The following is a 21,670-nucleotide window of genomic DNA, read 5'->3' as shown; positions in this document are numbered from 1 at the left end:
TGCGCCCATGGCGCAACGTCCCTCCGGCTGGTACGACGACCCGGACGATCCCACTCAGCTCCGCTACTTCGACGGGATCCTGTGGACCGACCGCCGCACGCCCAAGGCGATGCCTGGTCTCGAACGGTCGACCATCGGTTCGCCGCAGCGCCCCGACGAGCACGACGACGCCGCTGAGCGGACCGGGCCCCCGTCGTACGACGACCGGTCGGCCAACCCCTGGCAGGCACCTCCGGCGAGCGGTGGGTCGAGCCCGGCGGGCGGTTCGTCTCCCGCGGGTGGACCGCCCGCCGGCGCGTACCCACCTCCGCAGCAGCCGCCGTACCCGCCCCACCCGCAGGGACAGCAGCCGTGGCAGGGGCAGCCGTACGGTGCGCCCGCGCCCAAACCCGTTCCGCTGACGGCGGACGGCCAGCGCATCAGCGGCTGGTGGCGCCGGTTCGGTGCCTACGTCATCGACGGCATCCTCGTGCTCTGCGTGAGCACAGCGCTGGCGTGGCCCTGGTCGCAGAGCTGGTTCGAGACGTACGCGAGCTATGCCGAGGACGTCATGGACGCCCAGCAGCGTGGCGTCACCGCGCCCTCCGCCCCCGAGGCGCTGAGCGAGATCCCGTGGCAGTGGGCGCTGATCTCGCTGCTGGTCTACGCGATCTACGAGATCACGCTCACCGCGTGGCACGGACGCACGCTCGGCAAGGTCGTCACGGGCATCTCGGTCCGTCAGCTCGAGCACCCCGGGCCGCCGTCGGTCAGTGACGCCGCGGTGCGCTTCCTCGTCAAGGGCATCACGGCCGTCGTCTTCCCGGTCCCGGCGATCAGCGGGCTCGGCACGCTCTTCACCTTCGTCGACGGTCTCTGGCCGCTCGGTGACAAGCAGCGCCAGGCGCTGCACGACAAGCTGCCCGCCACCGTCGTCGTGGTCGGCAAGGTTCATCGCCAGGAACCGCTGCAGTGAGGCGCGTCGCGCTCTTCACCGGTTCGTCACCCGGAGCCGACGCGCGGTGGTCACAGGCGGCGGTCGAGCTGACCCGGTCCTTCGCCCGACGGGGCGTCGGCATCGTCTACGGCGGCGCGTCCGTCGGTCTCATGGGCGCGGTTGCCGATGCTGCCCTCGAGGAGGGCGCCGAGGTGATCGGTGTCATCCCGCGCTCGGTGTTCTCCGCCGAGGTACCGCACCACGGGCTCACCGGGCTGCACGAGGTCGAGTCGATGCACGAGCGCAAGGCGCTCATGGCGTCGTACGCCGACGCGTTCGTCGCCCTCCCCGGTGGCATCGGCACGCTCGAGGAGATCTTCGAGGTCTGGACCTGGCAGCAGATCGGGCTGCACGACAAGCCGGTCGCGTTCTACGACGTGCACGGCTACTGGCAGCCGCTGCTCGCGGCGCTCGACCACATGGTCGAGGCCGGGTTCGTCCGGGCGTCGGCGCGTGACGGGCTCGTCGTGGCCGACAACCCGGACGGTCTGTGGGCGGCGCTCAGCCCTGCTGCTCCATCCACTCCTTGACCCGACGCTCGGCCTCCTCGTCCGAGACGTCCTCCACCCGGGTCATGATCGACCAGCGGACACCGAACGGGTCTCGTACTGAAGCGAATCGGTCGCCGGTCACGAACGTCGACGCCGGCTCTCGTACGGTCGCGCCCGCCTCCTGCGCCGCGGCGAGGGTCGCGTCGCAGTCGGGCACGTAGATCGCCAGCGAGAACGTCGTGGCGTCCGCGTCGGTCGGGGCCGCGAGGCCGTACGCCTCGACCGGGTCGCCCAGCTGGAAGCGACCCTGCTCCAGCTCGAGCTCGGCGTGGGCGATCGTGCCGTCCGGTCCGTCGGTCTTGGAGACCAGACGCGCCCCGAACACGGAGGTGTAGAAGTCGATCGCCTGCGCCGCGCCGTTCACGGAGAGGAACGGTGTCAGCGTCGTGTATCCAGTGGGGCGGTAGGCGGTCGCGGCCTGGTCGGTGCTGGTGCTCGTCGTCATGTCAGCGATCCTGCCTAGGCTGAACCGGTGACGTCTTGGACGAACGCGACAGCCGCCGAGCCGCGTCAGGTCGGCCCCCGTGGGCGTGCCGACGGGCTCGGCGAGATCGTCCACCCGCAGCGCACCGACCAGGTGATGGAGCGTGGCCTGCTCGAGGTCACCTCACCGGCGCTTGAGGCGTACGCCGACCGGTTCTGGTCGGTGCGCTGGCGCCGCCACGGTGCGCCGTTGGAGCTCAGCGAGGTCATCACCAACCCGATCTGCCACCTGACGTTCGAGGACGGTCGGCGTGAGGACGGCGGCCCGCTCGTGCGGCACGGCGTCGACATGCCTGCGGCCGTGCTGACCACCGTCTGGACCGACCGGTTCGTCGTCCGGCTCGAGGGAGAGGCGCGGGTCTTCGGCGTACGGTTCCGGCCGGGTGCGCTCGCCGCGATCGCCGGGCGCGAGCTCGCAACCGACCAGAGCCTCGCGGTCTCCGATGTGCTGTCCGGGGCAGCCGACGTGCTGCGTGACGTGCTCGCCGAGCCTCGTGACGAGGTGCGTCGCGAGATCGTGCAGGCCTGGTTGGAGCCGCAGCTGCCCGAGCCGTCGGCGGACTACCTCACCGCGGCCGGGCTCGTCGACGCCGTCCGTCTCGACGACTCGATCGTGCGGGTCGAGCAGATCGGGGCGGCTCGTGACGTGTCGGTGCGCACGGTCCAACGGCTGTTCCGGCGCTACATCGGTGCGACCCCGAAGTGGGTGCTCACGCGATGCCGGTTGCAGGACGCCGCAGCCGTGCTCGACTCCACGCCTGATGCAGACCTGGCCGAGGTGGCAGCCCGGCTCGGGTGGTACGACCAGTCCCACTTCGTCCGCGACTTCCGCCGCTTCCTCGGCGTGACTCCCGGCCAGTACGCCCGTGATGCGCGGCAGGGCTCCCACCCGTAACCGTCCGTTCATCGGACCCGCCTAGGTTCCGGCCATGCTCGAGAACGTCCGCGCGTACATCGACCGCCTGCACACCGAGGGTCACACCATCGGTGAGGACCACGACGACGACCCGGTGCTGCTCGGGCCCGACGGCAGCGCCGTCGACACCTGGCGGGAGAACTACCCGTACGACGAGCGCATCTCGCGTGAGGACTACGACGAGCAGAAATACCTCCTGCAGGTCGAGCTGCTGAAGTTCCAGCGGTGGAACACCGAGACGGGCGGCAAGCACGTGCTGCTGTTCGAGGGCCGCGACGCCGCCGGCAAGGGCGGCACGATCAAGCGGTTCATGGAGCACCTCAACCCGCGCTACGCCCGTACGGTCGCGCTCACCAAGCCGAGCGACCGCGAGCTGGGCCAGTGGTACTTCCAGCGCTACGTCCAGCACCTGCCGACGTCGGGCGAGATGGTGCTGTTCGACCGGTCCTGGTACAACCGCGCCGGCGTCGAGCGGGTCATGGGCTTCGCCGACGACGACCAGTACGAACGCTTCATGAAGCAGGTGCCGTTGTTCGAGCAGATGCTCGTCGACAGCGGCATCACGCTGACCAAGTTCTGGTTCTCGGTGACGCAGTCCGAGCAGCGCACCCGGTTCATCATCCGGCAGGTCGACCCGGTGCGGCAGTGGAAGCTCTCGCCCATGGACCTGGAGTCGCTCGACAAGTGGGGCTCCTACACCGACGCCAAGGAGGCGATGTTCCTGCGTACCGACACCGACATCGCGCCCTGGACGACCATCAAGAGCAACGACAAGAAGCGTGCGCGGCTGAACGCGATGCGCTTCTTCCTCGACCAGTTCGAGTACGACGGCAAGGACGCCTCCGTGGTCACCGCGCCCGACCCGCTGATCGTCAAGCGCGGGGTCGACGCCGTCGGCGACTGACCGGCCCGCGCCGGAGGCAAAATTGGTGGCTCGCTGTCAGAGGTGGCAGGCACAGTGGGGGCCGTGTCCACGACCGAACGCCCCGCGCTGACCGACTTCTGGCACGACCTGCCGCGTGAGGGCAAGTGGCTGCTCTCGACGATCATCTTCGACTTCATCGGCACGGGCCTGGTCCTGCCGTTCAGCGTGGTCTACCTGCACGAGGTGCGCGACATCCCGCTGTCGACGGTCGGTGTCCTGCTCGGCATCCCCGCCGTCGTGGGCCTGCTGCTGGTCGGTCCTGCCGGTGCGCTGATGGACCGGTTCGGTGCGCGACGCCTGCTCGTCGCAGCACTCAGCGTGCAGATCCTCGCCGAGGTGCTGCTCTCGCAGGCTCGCGGTCCGGTCTCGGCGGCCCTCGCGCTGACCCTGCTCGGCGTGGCCGGCTCGGCGATCTGGCCGGGCATCAGCACGATGGTCGCCGCGATCATGCCCTCGCACATCCGGCAGCGCTACTTCGGCGTGAGCTTCACCATGCTCAACCTGGGCATCGGCATCGGCGGCATCGCGGGCGGCCTGTTCGTCGACGTCGACCGGCCCGGCACGTTCGTCGCGATCTACCTGCTCAACGCGCTCAGCTTCGTCGCGCCGCTCCTGGTGCTCCTCGGTCCGCTGCGCCACATCACCGGCACGCCGCAGCACACCGACGACGACGCCGACACCACGTCGTACGCCGTCGTCCTGCGTGACCGTCAGCTGCGGCCGGTCCTGGTGCTGGCGTTCGTCGCCGGCTTCGTCGGTTATGCCCAGCTCAACTCCGGGATGCCTGCCTACGCGCGCGCCGAGGGCGGCATCTCGACGCAGGCGCTCGGCTGGGCCTATGCGCTCAACACGGTCGTCATCGTCGTGCTCCAGCTGCTGGTGCTGCAGCGCATCGAGGGCCGGCGCCGCACCCGAGTGCTCGTCGTGATGGCGGTGGTGTGGGCGCTCGCCTGGGCCAGCCTGGGCGGTGCGGGCCTGGTCGGCAGCGCACTCATGGCCGCCGTGCTGGTGGCGACGTGTGCGGCGGTGTTCGGGCTGGGCGAGACGTTCTACCAGCCGACCGTGCCGGCCATGGTCAACGACCTGGCACCCGCTCGTTCCACGGGTCGCTACAACGCAGCCCTCACCGGCACGTTCCAGCTGTCGGGCCTCGTCGGGCCGGCCGTGTCGGGCGTGCTGATCGGCCACGGTCTCGGCGCGGTCTACATCGGTGTGCTGGTCGCAGGCTGTGGCGTCGTCGCGGCGCTCGCGCTCCACGTCGAACGACGGATCTCGCCGGCTGCCAACGGAGTTCGGCCGGCCGTCGAGGAGGTCGTCCTCAGCGCCTAGGACGTTCGCTGGTTGAGCCGTGCGAGCGCGTTTGCTGGTTGAGCCGGGCGAGCGCCCAGCGCGAGCCCGTGTCGAAACCGGGTGACCGCGAGGGCTGAGTCTCCCTGCGCGGCACCGGGTTTCGACACGGGCCTCGGCTAGCGCCTCGGCCCGGCTCAACCAGCGGTCTGGCCGGCTCAGCCAGCGGCGCTCAGTGCGCCGGGCGGATCGTGCCGGTGACCTCACCGAGACCGATGCGTACGCCCTCCGGCCCGGGGGCCGTCGCCGTGATCGTCACCGTGTCGCCGTCCTCGAGGAAGGCGCGAGTCTGACCGTCCTGCAACGTGATCGGCTCCTGGCCCGACCACGTCAGCTCGAGCAGCGAGCCGCGCTCGGCCTTCGCGTCACCCGAGACCGTGCCCGACGCGAACAGGTCGCCGGGGCGCAGGCTCGCGCCGTTGACGGTCATGTGCGCGAGCATCTGCGTGGGGGACCAGTACATCCCGCGGTAGGGCGGGCGTGAGACGACCGTGCCGTTGATCGAGACCTCCATCTCGATGTCGAGCCCGTAGAGCGCGTCACCACGCAGGTAGTCCAGAGGCCGGGGGTCCTGAGCCGGGAGGTCGACCCGCGCCGCGCTCAGCGCCTCCATCGGGGTCACCCAGGCGGCCAACGACGACGCGAACGACTTGCCGAGGAACGGTCCGAGCGGGACGTACTCCCAGGCCTGGATGTCGCGCGCCGACCAGTCGTTGAACAGCGCGACACCGAAGAGGTGCTCGTCGGCCGCGTCGACACCGACGCGTGACCCGATCTCGCTAGTGCCGCCCACCACGAACCCGAGCTCGGCCTCGATGTCGAGTCGGATCGACGGTCCGAAGACGGGTTCGGAGTCAGCAGGTGTCTTGCGCTGACCGGTGGGGCGTACGACATCGGTGCCGCTCACGACGACCGTGCCGGACCGCCCGTGGTAGCCGATCGGCAGGTGCTTCCAGTTGGGCGTCAGTGCGTCGCCGTCGGGCCGGAAGATCGAGCCGACGTTGGTCGCGTGCTGCTCACTGGCGTAGAAGTCGACGTAGTCGGCGACCTCGATCGGCAGGTGCAGGGTCACCTCGCCGAGGGCGTACAGGTGAGGCTCCACGCAGTCGCGTCGCGCGTCGTTGGAGAGCATCTCGACGATCCACGCGCGACCCGATGCCCACGCCGAACGGCCTTGTGCGAGAAAGGCGTTCAGGCTCGGCGTCTGCCAGACCGATGCGGACTCCATGCCGGCCGCCTCAGCGCACGCGCCGAGGTCGAGCACCCGGTCGCCGATGCGTACGCCGACGCGGGCCTCGCCGTCGGCGGGCGCGAACACGCCGTACGGCAGGTGGGCGATGCCGTACGGGTGGTCGGCGGCGATGTCGAGCCAGGTGGCGGTGGCTGTCGTCACAGGGATGTCTCCTCGATGAGTCGGAGGTCGGCCAGTGCGCGGATCGGGTCGAGCACCTCGCAGCAGCCGTAGGAGTGGAAGTGGTCACGCACGGTTCGCGCGGTGTCGTCGTCGAACGCGCGGATGTCGTCAATCACCGTCCGCGAATCGCGTTGGGACAGAACGGCGCTCACGTCAGCTGCAGTCGCACCGTCGAGTGCGCGCGCGGTGGCGAGCAGCACGTTGAGGAAGCCGTGCTGCTCTTCTGCACCGGACGAGGTGATCGCCGTGTGGGCGATCGGGTGGTGCAGGCCTCCCGTGAGCTTGAACGCCACGTCGTGCTGGACCGTGGCCACGATGAAGGCTGCGACCTGCGCGGGCGTGGGCACGGCGTTCTGGTCGGTGGACCCGGTGCGCAGCTTGGCGAGCACGTGCTGGCCGTCAGCCTCACCGGCGAGGTCGCTCAGCGCCTCCAGCCCGGCCGGGTCAGCGCTCACCTCGACCGCGACGGGCACGGCCGGTTCGAGGGCGTCGCGCCACTCGGGCGAGTGGCCGAGCTCGATGCCGGCGAGCGAGTGGCCCTGGGCGTCGGCGAGCAGCCGCGCCGCGGTGAGGACCGGCGCGAGCGCGGCGCCGAGCCGTACGACGACCGACACGGTGAGCGGTGAGGTGCCGGCGACCGCCTCGGTCACCAGCGTCGGCGGGAGCAGCAGCGGCCCCACCAGATCGGTGGAGGAGGTGTGGCGTCGCTGGTCGCGACGGGCGACGGTCTCCTCGAGGGTCGCGCTGCCGGGAGGGAAGACCGCGGCATCGTCGATCAGGCCGGTGAACAGCGCGCGCGGGGGCAGCGTCGGCGGCGTTGACATGGCCGTCACGCTACTGCATCCTCACACCGCCAACGAGACGAAGACGTCCGGTAATCGGACGCCTCGAGCGAGCTCATGCGGAGGCATCACGATGGCGTTCTACCGGTCCCAGGGCAGCATCCCGCCCAAGCGGCACACCCAGCACCGCACGCCCGACGGCGGTCTCTACTACGAAGAGCTCATGGGTGAGGAAGGCTTCTCGTCCGACTCCTCTTTGCTCTACCACCGCGGCATCCCGTCGGCCATCGCCGACGCCCACGTCTGGGAGCTCGGCGACTCTTTGGCGACGACGCCCAACCACCCGCTCGTGCCGCGCCACCTCAAGCTCCACGACCTGTTCGGCGACGACGACCGAGGTGTCGACGTCGTCACCGGCCGACGGCTCGTGCTCGGCAACGGCGACGTGCGGATCTCCTACGTCGTGGCCGACGCACCGAGCCCGTGGTACCGCAACGGCATCGGTGACGAGTGTGTCTACATCGAACGCGGAAATGCCCACGTACAAACGGTGTTCGGCTCGTTCGACCTGCGCCAGGGCGACTACCTGATCATCCCGAGGGCGACCACGCATCGATGGCTCCCGGTCGTCCAGGGCGACGAAGGCTACGTCGAGCCGCTGCGGGCGTACGCCATCGAGGGCAACTCGCACATCGCACCGCCCAAGCGCTACCTGAGCCGCTACGGACAGCTGCTGGAGCACGCGCCGTACTGCGAGCGCGACCTGCGCGGGCCGGACGGGCCCCTGCTCGCCGAGGACATCGGGGCCACAGCGGACGAGCCGACCGAGGTCTACATCAAGCACCGGGGGAGCGGCCCGCAGGCGAGCGGCGGCATCGTCGGCACGATCTACACCTACCCGCACCACCCGCTCGACGTGGTCGGCTGGGACGGCTGCCTGTACCCGTACGCGTTCAACGTCGAGGACTACATGCCGATCACCGGCAAGGTGCACCAGCCGCCGCCCGTGCACCAGGTGTTCGAGGGCTACAACTTCGTGATCTGCAACTTCGTGCCGCGCAAGGTCGACTACCACGAGCTGTCGATCCCGGTGCCGTACTACCACTCCAACGTCGACAGCGACGAGATCATGTTCTACGTCGAGGGCGACTACGAGGCGCGCAAGGGCTCGGGCATCGACAAGGGCTCGGTCTCGGTGCACCCGGGCGGTCACGCGCACGGCCCGCAGCCGGGGGCGTACGAGAAGTCGGTCGGCGTGCACTACTTCGACGAGCTGGCCGTCATGGTCGACACGTTCCGACCGCTCGAGCTCGGTGAAGGGGGCCGCGCGGTCGACGACGGGAAGTACGCCTGGACCTGGGTCGGTGGCAAGCCGGCTGATGACCGGGAGCCGCCGACCATCGGGTGAACGCCCGACGACATCGTCCCGCCGGGCTGCCCGCAGGAGTAGCGTCACCGCGGTCCCACCGGACGCTCACCCGAGGAGAACGATGTCGTACCCCAGCAGCACCGTGTCCCGTCGCAACCTGCTCTCCATGGCCGTCGTCGGCGGCGCCGGCCTGGCCTTCGCGCAGGGCGCACCCGCCAAGGCCGCCGGCCGCGGCAACGACCTCACGCTCACGGTGCTCGGCACCACCGACCTGCACGGCAACGTCCTCAACTGGGACTACTTCAAGAACGTCGAGTACGACGACGCGGCGCACAACGACATCGGTGCGGCCAAGGCCGCCAGCCTGATCAAGGCCATGCGTGACGAGCGTGGCGCCGACAGCTGCCTGACCCTCGACGCGGGCGACACCATCCAGGGCACACCGCCGGCGTACTACTACGCCAAGATCGACCCGATCACCCAGGGCTCGACGCACCCGATGGCGGCTGCGATGAACGAGATCGGTTACACCGCAGCGGCTCTCGGCAACCACGAGTTCAACTACGGCCTGCCGCTGCTGCGTGAGTTCGAGCGTCAGCTGGACCACCCGCTGCTCGGTGCCAACGCCCTCGACGCCACCACGGGCGAGCCGGCGTTCACGCCGTACATCCTCAAGCGCGTCAAGGTCGAGGGCCACAAGCCTGTCACGGTCGGCATCCTCGGGCTCGTCACGCCCGGCGTCGCGATCTGGGACAAGGCCAACGTCGAGGGCAGGCTCACGTTCGACGGCATCGTCGAGCAGGCCAAGGTTCAGGTACCCCGTATGAAGGCCGCAGGCGCCGACGTCGTCATCGTGTCCTGCCACTCCGGCGCTGACACGTCCTCGTCGTACGGCGACGCACTCCCGTACCCCGAGAACGCGAGCACCCTTCTGGCGCAACAGGTTCCGGGTATCGACGCGATCCTCGTCGGCCACGCTCACAAGGAGATCCCGCAGCGGTTCGTCGTCAACGAGCAGACCGGCCGACAGGTGCTGCTGAGCGAGCCGTACTACTGGGGCATGCGGGTCACCGTCATGGACCTGCACCTCACGCAGGTGCGCGGCCAGTGGCAGGTGGCGAGCTCGTCGGCGACGCTGCTCAACGCCAGCACGGCGCCGGAGGACCCCGCGGTCGCCGCGCTCATCCGCCCGGCTCACCAGAAAGTCCTCGCCTACGTCAACGGTGTCATCGGCACGAGCACGGTCGCGATGTCGGCGGCGACATCGAGGTACGAGGACACGCCCGCGATCGACTTCGTCAACCACGTGCAGGCCGATGCGGTGAAGACCGCGCTGGCGGGGACGGCCGACGCAGACATCCCTGTGCTGTCGATCGCCGCACCGTTCAACAAGGCCGCCGCGATCCCCGCGGGTGAGGTGACCGTGCGTGACGTCGCCGGCCTCTACATCTACGACAACACGTTGATGGCCATCCGGTTCACGGGCGCCCAGGTCAAGGCCTACCTCGAGAAGTCGGTCGAGTACTTCAAGCAGGTCTCCGGCACCGGCCCGTTCACGCCCGACCAGCTGACCAACGCGGTCACGCCGACGGCGCCGAACGGCACGCCCGACTACAACTACGACGTCATGGGCGGCCTCGACGCGGCGCTGACCTACGACATCGACGTCGCGGTCGCGCCCGGCAGCCGGATCACCAACCTCGCGTACGACGGCTCGCCCGTGGGTGACGCCGATCCGTTCGTGATCGCCATCAACAACTACCGCCAGTCCGGCGGCGGCGGGTTCCCCGGCGTCACGTCGGCCGAGGTCGTCTACAACCGGCAGGTCGAGATCCGGCAGCTGCTGATCGACTGGGTCACGGCGGAGAAGGTCATCGACCCGGCGACGTTCGCGACGCAGGACTGGCGCCTGGTCTCCGGCTCCACCCCGATCCAGATCACCGACTGACGCGTCGGTGCTCCAGACGTGACTGGAGCAGCCGGCGTTCGGCGGCGTTGTCGGTGAGGTCGAGGGCGCGCTCGAGCTGGTGCACAGACTCGGCATCACGGCCGAGTCGGTGCAGCAGCTCGGCCCGGATGCTCGGCAGCAGGTGGTACGACGCGAGCCGACCGTCCGCATCGAGGGCGTCGACCAGCTCGAGCGCACGAGCAGGACCCTCGAGCTCGGCCACCGCGACGGCACGGTGCAGTGCCACGACAGGGCTCGGGTCGATCGCCGCCAGCTGGTCGTAGAGCGCGACCACCTGCCACCACGCGGTGTCGTCCGCGTGAGAGGCATCGGAGTGCACGGCCTGGATCGCCGCCTGCAGCTGGAACGGTCCGGGCCGACCGCGGCGCAGGCACTGGCGTACGAGGTCGTGACCCTCGGCGATCAGCGAGGTGTCCCACTGGCTGCGGTCCTGGTCGGGCAGGGGCACGAGTACGCCGTCCGCGTCGGCCCGTGCGCGGCGGCGCGACTCGGCGAGCAGCATCAGTGCGAGGAGGCCGCGGGGCTCGGGCTCGTCGGGCATCAGCTCGACGAGCACCCGCCCGAGACGGATCGCCTCCGCTGACAGGTCGGCGCGGGTCAGGTCGGCACCGGACGTCGCGGCGTAGCCCTCGTTGAAGATCAGGTAGATCACGGCGAGTACACCGTCGAGGCGCTCCGGCAGATCGGCGTCCCGCGGGAGGCGATAGGGGATGCGAGCGGTGCGAATCTTGTTCTTGGCCCTCACGACCCGCTGCGCGAGGGTGGCCTCGGGGACGACGAACGCCCTCGCGATCTCGGGTGTCGTGGGGCCGCCGAGCAGCCTCAGGGTGAGCGCGACCTGCGCGTCCTGGCGCAGCGCCGGGTGACAGCAGGTGAACAGCAGGCGCAGACGTTCGTCGCGCACGGCACCCACCTCCGCGGGTTCGTCAGCGGCGTGCAGGACGGACGCCTGCACGTGGCGCTCGTGCCGGGTCGACTCGCGGCGGTGCCGGTCGATCGCCTTGCGACGAGCGGTGGTGATGATCCAGCCGGCGGGGCTGGGCGGTGCGCCGTCCTGGGGCCACCGGCGTACGGCCTCGGCGAACGCCTCCTGCACGGCCTCCTCGGCGAGGTCGATGTCGCCGAGAGCTCCGACGAGCACGGACACCGCCCGGCCGTACTCCGCGCGGAACGCCGCCTCCACCTCGGCGACCGGGTCGCGGTCACCGAGGCGGGAGGCGTCGTCGCTCACCGCGGCGCCGTGTCGTCGTCCGCGGCCTTGACCGGCCGGACCTCGACCGGCAGCCCGATGATCTGCTGCATGCGCCGCGCCCAGTCGAGGGCGGCGTCCAGGTCGTCGACGTCGATGACCGTGAACCCGCCGAAGTGCTCCTTGCCCTCGACATAGGGGCCGTCGGTGATCGTCTGCGGGCCACCCGGATGCGCTGAGCGGATGACGGTGGACGCCGACGGGTCGTGCAGCCCGGCGGCGAACACCCAGGCGCCCTGCTGCTCCATCTCCTGGTTGAGCCTGCCCAGCTGCTCCATGACCGGGCCGAGGACCTCGGGCGGCGGCACGGGGCCGACGGGCTGGTGCATGGCGATCAGGTACTGCGACATGGTGAGACCTCCTGTGCGAGAGCCGGCCGGGTGCCTGCCCTTCACCGCCTACACGAACCGCGGACGCCGCGATCGACACCTGCGCGGCAGGAACTTTCTCGGATCAGCCTCCGACGACCGGCTCGCCCACCAGCTCGACGTCGGCGGCGCGCATCTGCTCCAGAGCCTTGTCCGTGGTCTCGGGCGCGACGCCGGCGGTCAGGTCGAGCAGCACGCGGGTGCCGAAGCCCTCACGGGCCGCGTCGAGTGCGGTCGCCCGGACGCAGTGGTCGGTCGCGATCCCGACGACGTCGACGCGCTCGACGCCGTGACCGCGCAGCCAGTCCGCGAGCGACTGACCGCTCTCGCTCGTACCCTCGAACCCGCTGTACGCCGCCGCGAACCGGCCCTTGCGGAACACCTCATCGACCTGCTCGAACGCCGGCTGCACGTCGGGGTGGAAGTCCGACCCCGGCGTCCCGATCTGGCAGTGCACCGGCCAGGTGTCGACGAAGTCGGGGTTGCTCGACCAGTGCTCGCCCGGGTCCTCGTGCCAGTCGGCGGTGGCGACGACGTGCTCGTAGGAGTCGCCCTCGGTCTCGACGTACGTCGCGATGGCGCCGGCGACGGCTGCGCCCCCGGAGACGGCGAGGGAGCCGCCTTCGCAGAAGTCGTTCTGGACGTCGACCAGGACGAGCGCTCGGGCGGGCGTGGACACGGCATCGGTGCTCATGGTGTCGAGCCTAGATCTCAACACCTGTATGACTCAGCGGGTCGGCCGCTCTCCCTACAGTGACCGGCATGAGAGAACGATCGTGGTGGGAGTCGGTGCCGGCGGCCGTGCTGGCGACCCTCTTCATCACGGTCGGGGTGCTCGGCTCGGCCGACCACATCCCCGCAGGTGAGGGCGGACGTGAGATCGACAGTGTCGCGATCACGCTCGGCCTGACCGCCGCGTGGGCGCTGCTGCTGCGCTGGGTGCAGCCCTACCTGATGGTCGCCGTCAGCTGTCTCGCCGTCGCGACCTACGCCTACCTGGGCTACCCGGGCGGGCCGGCGTACCTGCCCGGGCCGCTCGCCGTGCTGACGTTCGGCTTGGTGCGGCCCCGGCGCGAGCTGTACGCCGTCGCGGCCGCCTACCTGCTGCTGATGTCGGGCGCGACCGTACTCGCGGGCGACTGGGACGACTACTCCGCCTTCATCGGGTTCCTCGGCTGGACGGGTGCAGCCGTGCTCGTGGCCGAGCTGTTGCGCGTACGCCGCGAGCGCGCCGCCGCTCACCGCGAGACGCAGCGCCGCCAGCAGCAGCAGACGCTCGTCGAGCAGCAGCTCGGCCTCGCGCGCGACCTGCACGACAGCGTCGCCCACGCCCTGACGGCCATCAACGTGCAGGCGTCGATCGCCGAGCGGATGGCACGACGTGACCCGGACGCCGCGGTCACAGCGGCCGCAGCGATCCGTGAGACCAGCCGCAGTTCCCTGCTCGACCTCACCGAGATCGTGAAGTCTCTGCGCGCCACGGACGACACCCCCACGACCCCTGACCGCGGGCTCGGCGACATCGACGCCCTCGTCGAGCAGGCGCGTGGGGGAGGCCTGCGGGTCGAGGTCGATCGGCTCGGTGCACGTACGCCGGTCGGTCCCGAGGCCGGCACCGCGGCGTACCGGCTGGTGCAGGAGGCGCTGACCAATGCGACCCGCTACGCGCCCGGCTCGCGCGTGCGCGTCGGCATCGACCAGCGCGAGGGCCTGGTCGTGAGCGTCCGCGACGACGGCGGCGACCCGCAGCGCGCCGACGAGAAGGTGCAGGGCTCCGGCCACGGGCTGCTCGGCATGCGCGAGCGGGTCGTCGCGTCCGGTGGCACACTGCATCACGGACCTGCGCAACCCCAAGGATTCGAGGTCGTCGGACGATGGACCAGCCCGTGACCGAAGCCGGCGCGCCGGAGCGCAGCGGCCCGATCCGCGTGGTCGTGGCCGACGACCAGGCTTTGGTACGAAGGGGATTCGCGACCCTCATCGCGATCGAGGACGACATCGAGGTCGTCGGTGAGGCCACCGACGGTGCCCAAGCGGTGGAGGCCGCGCGGTCGCTGCTCCCGGACGTGATCCTCATGGACATCCGGATGCCGGGGCTCGACGGTCTGGAAGCCACCCGGCAGATCACGACCGACCCCGCCCTGGAGTCGGTGCGGGTGCTGGTGCTGACGACCTTCGACCTCGACGAGTACGTCTTCGAGGCGTTGCGACTCGGGGCGAGCGGGTTCCTGGTCAAGCACACCGACCCCGACGAGCTGGTGCGTGCCGTGCGCGTGGTGGCCGGAGGAGAAGCGCTCCTGTCGCCCGGTGTCACGAAGCGCCTGATCCACCAGTTCGCCTCTGGCCCCACGGTTTCGGGTGCCGGCGCTGCGCCGCCGTCCGAGATCGCCAAGCACCTCACCGACCGCGAGCGTGAGGTCGTCGCGCTCGTCGCTCAGGGGCTGTCCAACGAGGAGATCGCCGAGCAGTGGTTCGTCAGCCAGGCGACCGTGCGCACGCACGTGAGCAGGGCGATGACCAAGATGTACGCCCGCGACCGGGCCCAGCTGGTCGTGCTCGCCTACCAGCACGGCCTGGCGACTCCACCCGCCTGACCCGGCCACGCGTCGTACGCCGCCCGTCCGTCCGCGGCCCGGCGCAGTCCCGGGCTCAACACCTGACGTACGGCCAAGGTCGACACCAGGCCGACGTGCGCGACCACCGGCCGGCGCGACAGTCGTGGCATGAGCAACTCACGACACACCGATGCGGTGGCGGTGACGGGCCTGACCAAGCGTTACGGCCGTCGTACCGTCGTCGACGACATCTCACTGCGGATCCCACGCGGGTCCGTCACCGGTCTGATCGGCCCGAACGGCGCCGGTAAGACCACGATCATGTCCATGCTCCTCGGGCTGGTGCGGCCGAGCGCCGGCCACGGCGAGGTCCTCGGCCACGACCTGCACCACCCCAAGGCCTACCTGGGCCAGGTCGGTGCGCTGATCGAGGGGCCGGCGTTCCACTCCTCGATGAGTGGCCGCGCCAACCTGCGCAACCTGTGCCGTCTCGGCCGTCACGACGCGGCCCAGGTCGACGAGCTGCTCGACCTCGTCGGGCTCGGCGAGCGCGGGGAGGACCTGTACGGCGCGTACTCGCTCGGGATGAAGCAGCGGCTCGGCATCGCCGCCGCGCTGCTCGGTGATCCCGAGCTGGTCATCCTCGACGAGCCGACCAACGGCGTCGACCCGCAGGGCATGCGCGACATCCGCAACCTCGTCCGCCGGATCGCCGAGGGCGGGCGCACGGTGCTCGTCTCCTCGCACCTGCTGGCCGAGCTCGAGCACGTGTGCGATCACCTGGTCGTCATCGACAAGGGTGGCCTGCGATACGAGGGACCGATGGAGGAGCTGCCGACCGGTCGGCCCGAGGTGCTGCGCGTCTCGGCGAACGGTTCGAGCGAGCGCCTGCACGCCCTGCTCGTGGCGGAGGGCTACACCGCGACCAGCGCGGGAGGGGCATCCGTCGTCGAGATCGGCGAGGTCGACCCGACCCGCCTCGCGGCCCGCATCAACGAGACCGCTCACGCAGCCGGCATCACCGTGACCGAGCTGCACCACCAGCGTCAGACGCTCGAGGACCGTGTCCTGGAGCTCGTCGGAACAGGGAGCCAGTCATGAGCACCACCCAGATCACCTCGACCACGGCTGAGGTCACACCTCGTGCCGGACACCTGCGCGGGGGAGCCTTCCTCGCCGAGTGGAGCCGGTTCGGGCAGCGCCGGGTGTGGCTGCCGGCCCTGGTCACCACCGTCCTGTATGCCGCCGGCGTCACCTTCGCGCTGATCGCCACGGCCCAGGACCGCGGGCCGTTCAGCATCCAGTCGCTCTCGCAGGCCGGAGGCGGGACCGCCGCACCCGCTCGGGCGGCGTCGTTCTCATCGGTGCTGCTGCTCGCGCTGTTCGTCGGCATGGCGGCCAACGCGTTCGCCAAGGGCACCTGGCGCGCCGCGCTGCTGCACCACCCGGGCCGGTTCTCGCTCGCGGTCGGCACGTTCGCCGCTCGCGTCGCCGGGCTGGCGGTCATCGTGGCCGTGCTGTTCGGGGTCGGCTGGCTGACCGCCACGCTGGTCGCGTCCGGTCAGGGCGTCGACACCTCGGCCTGGATGTCGGGCGAGTCGTGGCGGATCGCCGGCGAGGACTTCCTGCGGGTGCTCGGCTTCGGCATCGGCTGGGCGCTGCTCGGCACTGCCATCGGCATGGCCACCCGTTCGGTGCCGGTGGGCCTCGCGGCGGCCGTCCTGTGGGCCGGTCCCATCGAGAACCTGCTGGGCGACTCGTTCGAGTTCGGGCAGCGCTGGTTCCCGGGGCTGCTGCTGCGCTACGTCGTGGCGCCCGACTCGCTGACCATCAAGCTCAGCGACGTCGAGCTGTACGGCACGCTCGCGGCGTACGGCGCGGTCCTGCTGGGCGTGATCGCCTTCCTGGTGGGTCGCCGCGACGTCTCGAGCTGACCGCCCGCCCATCCCCAACTGGCCGACAGTGCAAGCCTTGTCGTTCTGATCGCTCTCAGAACGACAAGGCTTGCACTGTCGGCGCGTCAAAATCGGTGTGGGGGAGCGGGAACAACCGGGCGGCGGACGGCGTTCGAGGTCGGCGGAAGCGTTTTCCGTACGTTGTACGACATGGACCCAGGGGTGGCATGAGCGCAGCAGGGCGACCGGACGGCATCACACGTGAGATCGAACGAGAGCAGGTGCAACTGGACGACCTGTTCGCACGCAGGGACGAGCTGATCGAGCAGGTCGGGGCCGAGCGTCGGGCCGCGGCCGAGGGAGACGGCGACGGCACGTACGCCGAGGCCAGGGTCTCCGCCCTCGCGCGGCGACAGCACGAGCTCGACAAGGCCGACCGCGGCCTGTGCTTCGGCCGCATGGACCGTGCCGACGGAGCGTCCTGGTACGTCGGCCGCATCGGTCTCCCCAGCCGTCACGACGACGCCGACCCGCTGCTGATCGACTGGCGTGCTCCGGCGGCCCGGGCGTTCTACACCGCGACGGCGGCGCGGCCAGACGGGCTGCGCCGGCGACGGCACATCCGCACCGACGAGCGGCGCGTGATCGGCGTGGACGACGAGCTGCTCGACGCCGAGAACGCCGACGCCGCAACGGATCTCGTCGGCGAGGCCGCGCTGATGGAGGCGCTCGACGCGCGGCGTACGGGCTCGATGAACGACATCGTCTCCACGCTCCAGGCCGAGCAGGACGACATCATCCGGGCGCCGCACCAGGGCTGCCTCGTGGTGCAGGGCGGGCCGGGCACGGGCAAGACGGCGGTCGCGCTGCACCGGGCGGCGTACCTGCTCTTCACCCACCAGCACCTCGTCGAGCGGGGCGTGCTCGTGGTCGGCCCGTCGCGGGCGTTCCTGGACTACATCGAGCAGGTGCTGCCCTCGCTCGGAGAGACGCAGGTGGTGGCGACGACCGTCGACCGACTCCTGCCCGGTACGACGGCCGCACGCCACGACTCCGACGCCGTCGCCGAGATCAAGGGCCGCGGCCTGTGGGCGGACGTCCTGCAGCGGGTGATCGACGAGCGGCAGCCGGTCGCGCGCCCGGTCACGGTCGTCCACGAGGGCGAGCCCATCACGCTCGACACCGAGGAGGTCGCCGAGATCCTGGCCCAGGCGCGCGCCGGACGGGTGTCGCACCACGAGGCGCGGGGCAGGTTCCGGACGCGCACTCTCGACGCGCTCGCCGAGGCCGTCGCCCGGCACGCCCAGGAGCTCATCGCCTCGATGGAGGAGGGGTTCGAGGACATCCTCGCGCGCATCGACGCGAGCATGCGTGCCCAGGCGCAGAACCTCGGCACGCAGTCGAGCTCACGCGGCGTCGAGGTCGACGGGGTCGCGACCGCCGAGGACGTCGCCGTGATCCGCTCCGGTCTGCGCGAGTCGGCGACCGTCTCTGCGGCGCTCGACGACGTCTGGCCGGCACTGGACCCGCAGACCGTCCTGACCGACCTGCTGCGCGACGTCGACGAGCTGGCTCGCCTCGCGCCGGAGCTGACGGCCGACGAGCGAGCGCTCGTCGTGCGCGAGCGTGGCGCCGATTGGAGCACGGCTGACGTCGCTCTCCTGGACGAGCTGGCCGAGCTGGTCGGCGCACCGACCGAGACGACGCGTGTCCCGGTCGACGGCCAGAGCCTGGCGGCGCGGGCGGGCGCCGACCGCACCTGGGCGTACGGCCACGTCATCGTCGACGAGGCCCAGGAGCTCACCGCGATGCAGTGGCGGATGCTGCTGCGCCGTTGCCCGACGCGGTCGTTCACGGTCGTCGGCGACATCAACCAGGCCGACTCGCCCGGCTCGGCACGCTCGTGGGAGTCGGCGCTCGAGCCGTCGTTCGGCACGCGGTGGAGGCGCACCGAGCTCACCGTCTGCTACCGCACACCGCACGAGGTCATGGCCTGCACGGCGGGTGTGCTCGAAGCCGCCGGCAGCACGGTCCTGCCGCCGCGAGCAGTGCGCTCCAGCGGTCGCCCGCCCGGTCACGTCATCACCGACGACCGACGCATCGTCGACGAGATCGCCTCTGCTGCAACGACTCTCGCCGACCGGTACGCCGGTGGTCGGGTCGCGGTGATCGCCGTCGCCGGCCGCGCCGAGCAGCTGCGATCTCACACGGCTCTGGTGCGACCGGACGTCGTCGTGATCACGCCCGAGGAGTCCAAGGGCCTGGAGTTCGACGCGGTTGTCGTCGTCGATCCGCACGCGATCGTCGAGCAGCGGCGTGGCTGGAACGGGCTCTACGTCGCCCTGACGCGGTGCACCCAGGAGCTCACCGTCGTCGCCCTCGCCGACGGACCGGCCGGCCTCGACCTCGGCACACCCGCTGGTTGAGCCGGACGGAGCGCTAGCGGAGTCCGTGTCGAGACCGAGGTGCCGTGGATGCTGAGTCTCCCTGTGCGGCAGGGGGTTTCGACACGGGCTCGCCCTTGGGGCTCGCCCGGCTCAACCAGCGAGTTTCGGGCTCAGGGCTGGTCGTCGACGTAGGCCGTCGGGATCGCGGGCTCACCGCGCGAGAGCTGGACCGCCCTGCGGGGCAGCTCGGTCCGTGAGGCGAGGTGGCGCTCGCGCGCCTGCTCGAGCGTGGTCGCACCGATGACCTCGCCGCCGCGCACGAGCGGTGTGAGCAGCTCGCGGTCGTTGGCGTCCGACTCAGGGCGCTCGCCGATGCCGATCACCTCGGCCTCGGCGCGCCCGGAGGCGTCGAGGCGGCGTACGGCGTACTTGCGACCGCCGATGGAGGTCTTGTCCTTGCTCGCCTTGGCGACGCCGACCATCTGGCCGGAGTCGTCGGCGCGCGCCACGAGCTTGTAGACCATGCCGGCGGTCGGCGCGCCCGAACCGGTCACCAGCTGGGTGCCCACGCCGTAGGAGTCGACCGGCCCGGCCTGCAGGGCGGCGATGGCGTACTCGTCGAGGTCACTGGTGACGACGATGCGGGTCTGGGTGGCGCCGAGTGCGTCGAGCTGCTCGCGGACCTCGCCGGCCTGGACGAGCAGGTCGCCGGAGTCCAGGCGCACACCGCCGAGCCCGGTGCCGGCCACCTCGACGGCGATCTCGACCGCGGCGCGCACGTCGTAGGTGTCGACGAGCAGCGTCGTGCCGGGGCCGAGGCAGTCGACCTGAGCCTGGAACGCCTCACGCTCGTCGTCGTGCAGCAGCGTGAACGCGTGCGCCGACGTGCCTGCGGTCGGCACACCGAAGCGCCGCCCGGCCTCGAGGTTGGAGGTGGTGGCGAACCCGGCGATGTACGCCGCGCGCGCCGCGGCGACGGCAGCCATCTCGTGCGTACGCCGCGAGCCCATCTCGATGCACGGCCGGTCTCCGGCGGCGGCCGTCATGCGAGAGGCCGCACTCGCGATGGCGCTGTCGTGGTTGAACATCGACAGCGCCAGGGTCTCCAGGATCACGCCCTCGGCGAAGGAGGACTCGACCACGAGAATCGGTGAGCCGGGGAAGTAGGCCTCACCCTCGGCGTACCCCCAGATGTCGCCGGAGAACCGGTACGACGCGAGCCACTCCAGCGTGGCGTCGTCGACGACCTTGCGCGAGCGCAGGTCCTCGATCTCGGCGTCGCCGAACCGGAAGTCCTCCAGGGCCTCCAGGAACCGGCCGGTGCCCGCGACCACGCCGTAGCGGCGGCCGTCGGGCAGGCGGCGGGCGAACAGCTCGAACACGCTGGCGCGGTGGGCGGCGCCGGACCGCAGGGCGGCCTGGAGCATCGTCAGCTCGTAGTGGTCGGTCAGCAGAGCGCTCGACGACGGGCCGAACGGCGTTGAGGTTTCTGGGCTCACGGGCCTCACCCTATGGTTGAGGCGTGTCCGTAGCCCCACCCGAGCAGTCGACGCCCGCCGCCGACACCGAGATCCGGCCCGGCACCGACCTGTCGGAGGCCCTCGACCGGCCGTGGGTGACCATCGTCTGGAACGACCCGGTCAACCTCATGTCCTACGTCTCGTGGGTGTTCCAGTCCTACTTCGGCTACTCCGAGGCCAAGGCCCAGCAGCTCATGCTCGCGGTGCACCAGGAAGGTCGCGCCGTGGTCTCGCGCGGCACCCGCGAGAAGATGGAGACCGACACCGAGGCAATGCATGGCTACAGCCTCTGGGCCACCTTTCAGAAGGACGAATAGGTCAGCATGGCAACGGCTTTCAAGCGCAAGGGCTCTCGCATCGTCGCGCGGATGGACGCGCAGGAGCGTGAGGTCGTCGTCAACCTGCTGATGCAGACCCGTGAGCTGCTCGGAGGCGACGACCACGCGTCCACCGGTGACCCGGTGCAGGACCTGTTCGCCTCGCTCGACCGCGACCCCGTCGACCCCGACGAGGTCGCCTCGCGCGACCCGGCCCTGCAGCGGCTGCTGCCTCCGGCGAGCCGGGACGACGACCAGCTCGCCGCCGACTTCCGGGGGATGACGGAGGACGGCCTGCGTCGCACCAAGACGGCGACCCTTGCGACGGCGATCTCGGCGCTCGGCGGAGACCCGTCGGGCGCGCTCGGCGTCGACCTGGAGCACGGCGGCGAGCGGGTCGAGCTCGACCTCGGTCAGGCGCAGGCGCTGATGCGGGCCCTCACCGACGTCCGCCTCGTGCTGGCCGAGCGTCTCGACCTGCGCACCGACGAGGACAGTGAGCGGCTGCACGCGCTGGTCGAGGAGGCGCAGGACCTCGACGACCCGCGCACGCTCCTCGCGGCGTACTACGACTTCCTCACCTGGCTGCAGGAGTCGGTCACGCTCGCCGTGATGGGCTGAGTGCTGGTGACGTCCGCCGGGCTCGC

21 protein-coding genes are annotated in these 21,670 nt (G+C 70.8%); 14 read left to right on the top strand and 7 right to left on the bottom strand.

Going from position 1 to position 21,670, the window contains the following annotated elements; all coding sequences use genetic code 11:
• Nucleotides 1–7: 7 nt before the first annotated feature.
• Together VV01_RS11645 and VV01_RS11640 are read left to right on the top strand one after the other, a co-directional pair.
• The gene (locus tag VV01_RS11645) at nucleotides 8–955 is read left to right on the top strand and encodes an RDD family protein (protein ID WP_050670029.1); all 948 of its coding nucleotides are present in this window, start codon (nucleotides 8–10) and stop codon (nucleotides 953–955) included.
• Nucleotides 952–1,506 (top strand): LOG family protein, encoded by a 555-nt coding sequence (locus VV01_RS11640; RefSeq protein WP_050670028.1) that lies wholly within the window; start codon nucleotides 952–954, stop codon nucleotides 1,504–1,506. The genes VV01_RS11645 and VV01_RS11640 overlap by 4 nt, the downstream gene beginning before the upstream one ends.
• Here the strand turns inward: VV01_RS11640 and VV01_RS11635 are convergent.
• The gene (locus VV01_RS11635) at nucleotides 1,478–1,972 is read right to left on the bottom strand and encodes a VOC family protein (RefSeq protein ID WP_050670027.1); all 495 of its coding nucleotides are present in this window, start codon (nucleotides 1,970–1,972) and stop codon (nucleotides 1,478–1,480) included. The genes VV01_RS11640 and VV01_RS11635 overlap by 29 nt on opposite strands.
• Before the next feature lie 27 nt (nucleotides 1,973–1,999).
• On the opposite strand from VV01_RS11635, the gene VV01_RS11630 reads away from it, so the two are divergent.
• The 3 genes from VV01_RS11630 (at nucleotide 2,000) to VV01_RS11620 (ending at nucleotide 5,180) form a co-directional block, all read left to right on the top strand.
• Nucleotides 2,000–2,905, top strand: a complete 906-nt coding sequence (locus VV01_RS11630) for an AraC family transcriptional regulator (protein ID WP_050670026.1) — start codon at nucleotides 2,000–2,002, stop codon at nucleotides 2,903–2,905.
• Nucleotides 2,906–2,939: 34 nt separating this feature from the next.
• On the top strand, nucleotides 2,940–3,830 hold the full coding sequence (gene ppk2, locus VV01_RS11625) for a polyphosphate kinase 2 (RefSeq protein WP_050670025.1): 891 nt from the start codon (nucleotides 2,940–2,942) through the stop codon (nucleotides 3,828–3,830).
• Between the two features lie 63 nt (nucleotides 3,831–3,893).
• Nucleotides 3,894–5,180 carry an MFS transporter gene (locus tag VV01_RS11620; RefSeq protein ID WP_050671886.1) on the top strand — a complete coding sequence of 429 codons (1,287 nt, stop codon included), beginning with the start codon at nucleotides 3,894–3,896 and terminating at the stop codon, nucleotides 5,178–5,180.
• Between the two features lie 190 nt (nucleotides 5,181–5,370).
• Here VV01_RS11620 and fahA read toward each other — a convergent pair whose 3' ends face one another.
• Together fahA and VV01_RS11610 are read right to left on the bottom strand one after the other, a co-directional pair.
• Nucleotides 5,371–6,597, bottom strand: coding sequence for a fumarylacetoacetase (gene fahA, locus VV01_RS11615; protein WP_157508814.1), 1,227 nt, complete (start codon nucleotides 6,595–6,597; stop codon nucleotides 5,371–5,373).
• Entirely contained in the window at nucleotides 6,588–7,436 is an 849-nt protein-coding gene (locus VV01_RS11610) for a hypothetical protein (RefSeq protein ID WP_050670023.1), read from the bottom strand. Before VV01_RS11610 ends, fahA begins: the two co-directional genes overlap by 10 nt.
• 91 nt (nucleotides 7,437–7,527) lie before the next feature.
• On the opposite strand from VV01_RS11610, the gene VV01_RS11605 reads away from it, so the two are divergent.
• Together VV01_RS11605 and VV01_RS11600 are read left to right on the top strand one after the other, a co-directional pair.
• Nucleotides 7,528–8,802 (top strand): homogentisate 1,2-dioxygenase, encoded by a 1,275-nt coding sequence (locus tag VV01_RS11605; protein WP_050670022.1) that lies wholly within the window; start codon nucleotides 7,528–7,530, stop codon nucleotides 8,800–8,802.
• Between the two features lie 82 nt (nucleotides 8,803–8,884).
• Nucleotides 8,885–10,711 (top strand): bifunctional metallophosphatase/5'-nucleotidase, encoded by a 1,827-nt coding sequence (locus VV01_RS11600; protein ID WP_050670021.1) that lies wholly within the window; start codon nucleotides 8,885–8,887, stop codon nucleotides 10,709–10,711.
• Here the strand turns inward: VV01_RS11600 and VV01_RS11595 are convergent.
• The 3 genes from VV01_RS11595 to VV01_RS11585 all read right to left on the bottom strand — a co-directional run bounded on the left by VV01_RS11595 (nucleotide 10,701) and on the right by VV01_RS11585 (nucleotide 13,043).
• Nucleotides 10,701–11,963, bottom strand: coding sequence for an RNA polymerase sigma factor (locus VV01_RS11595; RefSeq protein WP_050670020.1), 1,263 nt, complete (start codon nucleotides 11,961–11,963; stop codon nucleotides 10,701–10,703). The genes VV01_RS11600 and VV01_RS11595 overlap by 11 nt on opposite strands.
• The gene (locus tag VV01_RS11590) at nucleotides 11,960–12,331 is read right to left on the bottom strand and encodes a YciI family protein (protein WP_050670019.1); all 372 of its coding nucleotides are present in this window, start codon (nucleotides 12,329–12,331) and stop codon (nucleotides 11,960–11,962) included. The genes VV01_RS11595 and VV01_RS11590 overlap by 4 nt, the downstream gene beginning before the upstream one ends.
• A 103-nt stretch (nucleotides 12,332–12,434) precedes the next feature.
• Entirely contained in the window at nucleotides 12,435–13,043 is a 609-nt protein-coding gene (locus tag VV01_RS11585; protein WP_050670018.1) for an isochorismatase family protein, read from the bottom strand.
• A 68-nt stretch (nucleotides 13,044–13,111) separates the two neighbouring features.
• Between VV01_RS11585 and VV01_RS11580 the strand changes: the two genes are divergently transcribed.
• The 5 genes from VV01_RS11580 to VV01_RS11560 all read left to right on the top strand — a co-directional run bounded on the left by VV01_RS11580 (nucleotide 13,112) and on the right by VV01_RS11560 (nucleotide 19,225).
• Nucleotides 13,112–14,239, top strand: coding sequence for a sensor histidine kinase (locus VV01_RS11580; protein WP_157508813.1), 1,128 nt, complete (start codon nucleotides 13,112–13,114; stop codon nucleotides 14,237–14,239).
• Entirely contained in the window at nucleotides 14,224–14,943 is a 720-nt protein-coding gene (locus VV01_RS11575) for a response regulator transcription factor (protein ID WP_050670016.1), read from the top strand. The genes VV01_RS11580 and VV01_RS11575 overlap by 16 nt, the downstream gene beginning before the upstream one ends.
• Nucleotides 14,944–15,072: 129 nt before the next feature.
• Entirely contained in the window at nucleotides 15,073–16,005 is a 933-nt protein-coding gene (locus VV01_RS11570) for an ABC transporter ATP-binding protein (RefSeq protein WP_050670015.1), read from the top strand.
• Entirely contained in the window at nucleotides 16,002–16,838 is an 837-nt protein-coding gene (locus VV01_RS11565) for a hypothetical protein (RefSeq protein ID WP_050670014.1), read from the top strand. The genes VV01_RS11570 and VV01_RS11565 overlap by 4 nt, the downstream gene beginning before the upstream one ends.
• Nucleotides 16,839–17,080: 242 nt before the next feature.
• Nucleotides 17,081–19,225: a HelD family protein gene (locus VV01_RS11560; protein ID WP_231635219.1), complete on the top strand. Its 2,145-nt coding sequence runs from the start codon at nucleotides 17,081–17,083 to the stop codon at nucleotides 19,223–19,225.
• A 131-nt stretch (nucleotides 19,226–19,356) separates the two neighbouring features.
• On the opposite strand, the gene VV01_RS11555 is transcribed toward VV01_RS11560, so the two are convergent.
• Nucleotides 19,357–20,685 carry a nicotinate phosphoribosyltransferase gene (locus tag VV01_RS11555; RefSeq protein WP_071606360.1) on the bottom strand — a complete coding sequence of 443 codons (1,329 nt, stop codon included), beginning with the start codon at nucleotides 20,683–20,685 and terminating at the stop codon, nucleotides 19,357–19,359.
• A 23-nt stretch (nucleotides 20,686–20,708) separates the two neighbouring features.
• Here VV01_RS11555 and clpS point away from each other — a divergent pair, with 23 nt between their 5' ends.
• Both clpS and VV01_RS11545 read left to right on the top strand, forming a co-directional pair.
• Nucleotides 20,709–21,023 carry an ATP-dependent Clp protease adapter ClpS gene (gene clpS, locus VV01_RS11550; RefSeq protein WP_050670012.1) on the top strand — a complete coding sequence of 105 codons (315 nt, stop codon included), beginning with the start codon at nucleotides 20,709–20,711 and terminating at the stop codon, nucleotides 21,021–21,023.
• 6 nt (nucleotides 21,024–21,029) lie between these two features.
• Entirely contained in the window at nucleotides 21,030–21,644 is a 615-nt protein-coding gene (locus tag VV01_RS11545; protein WP_050670011.1) for a DUF2017 domain-containing protein, read from the top strand.
• Nucleotides 21,645–21,670: the final 26 nt, after the last annotated feature.

Origin of the sequence: Luteipulveratus halotolerans, assembly GCF_001247745.1 — a bacterium.
GTDB lineage: Bacteria > Actinomycetota > Actinomycetes > Actinomycetales > Dermatophilaceae > Luteipulveratus > Luteipulveratus halotolerans.
Note: the sequence above shows the minus strand (reverse complement) of the source record. Positions and strands in the feature narration are given on the sequence as shown.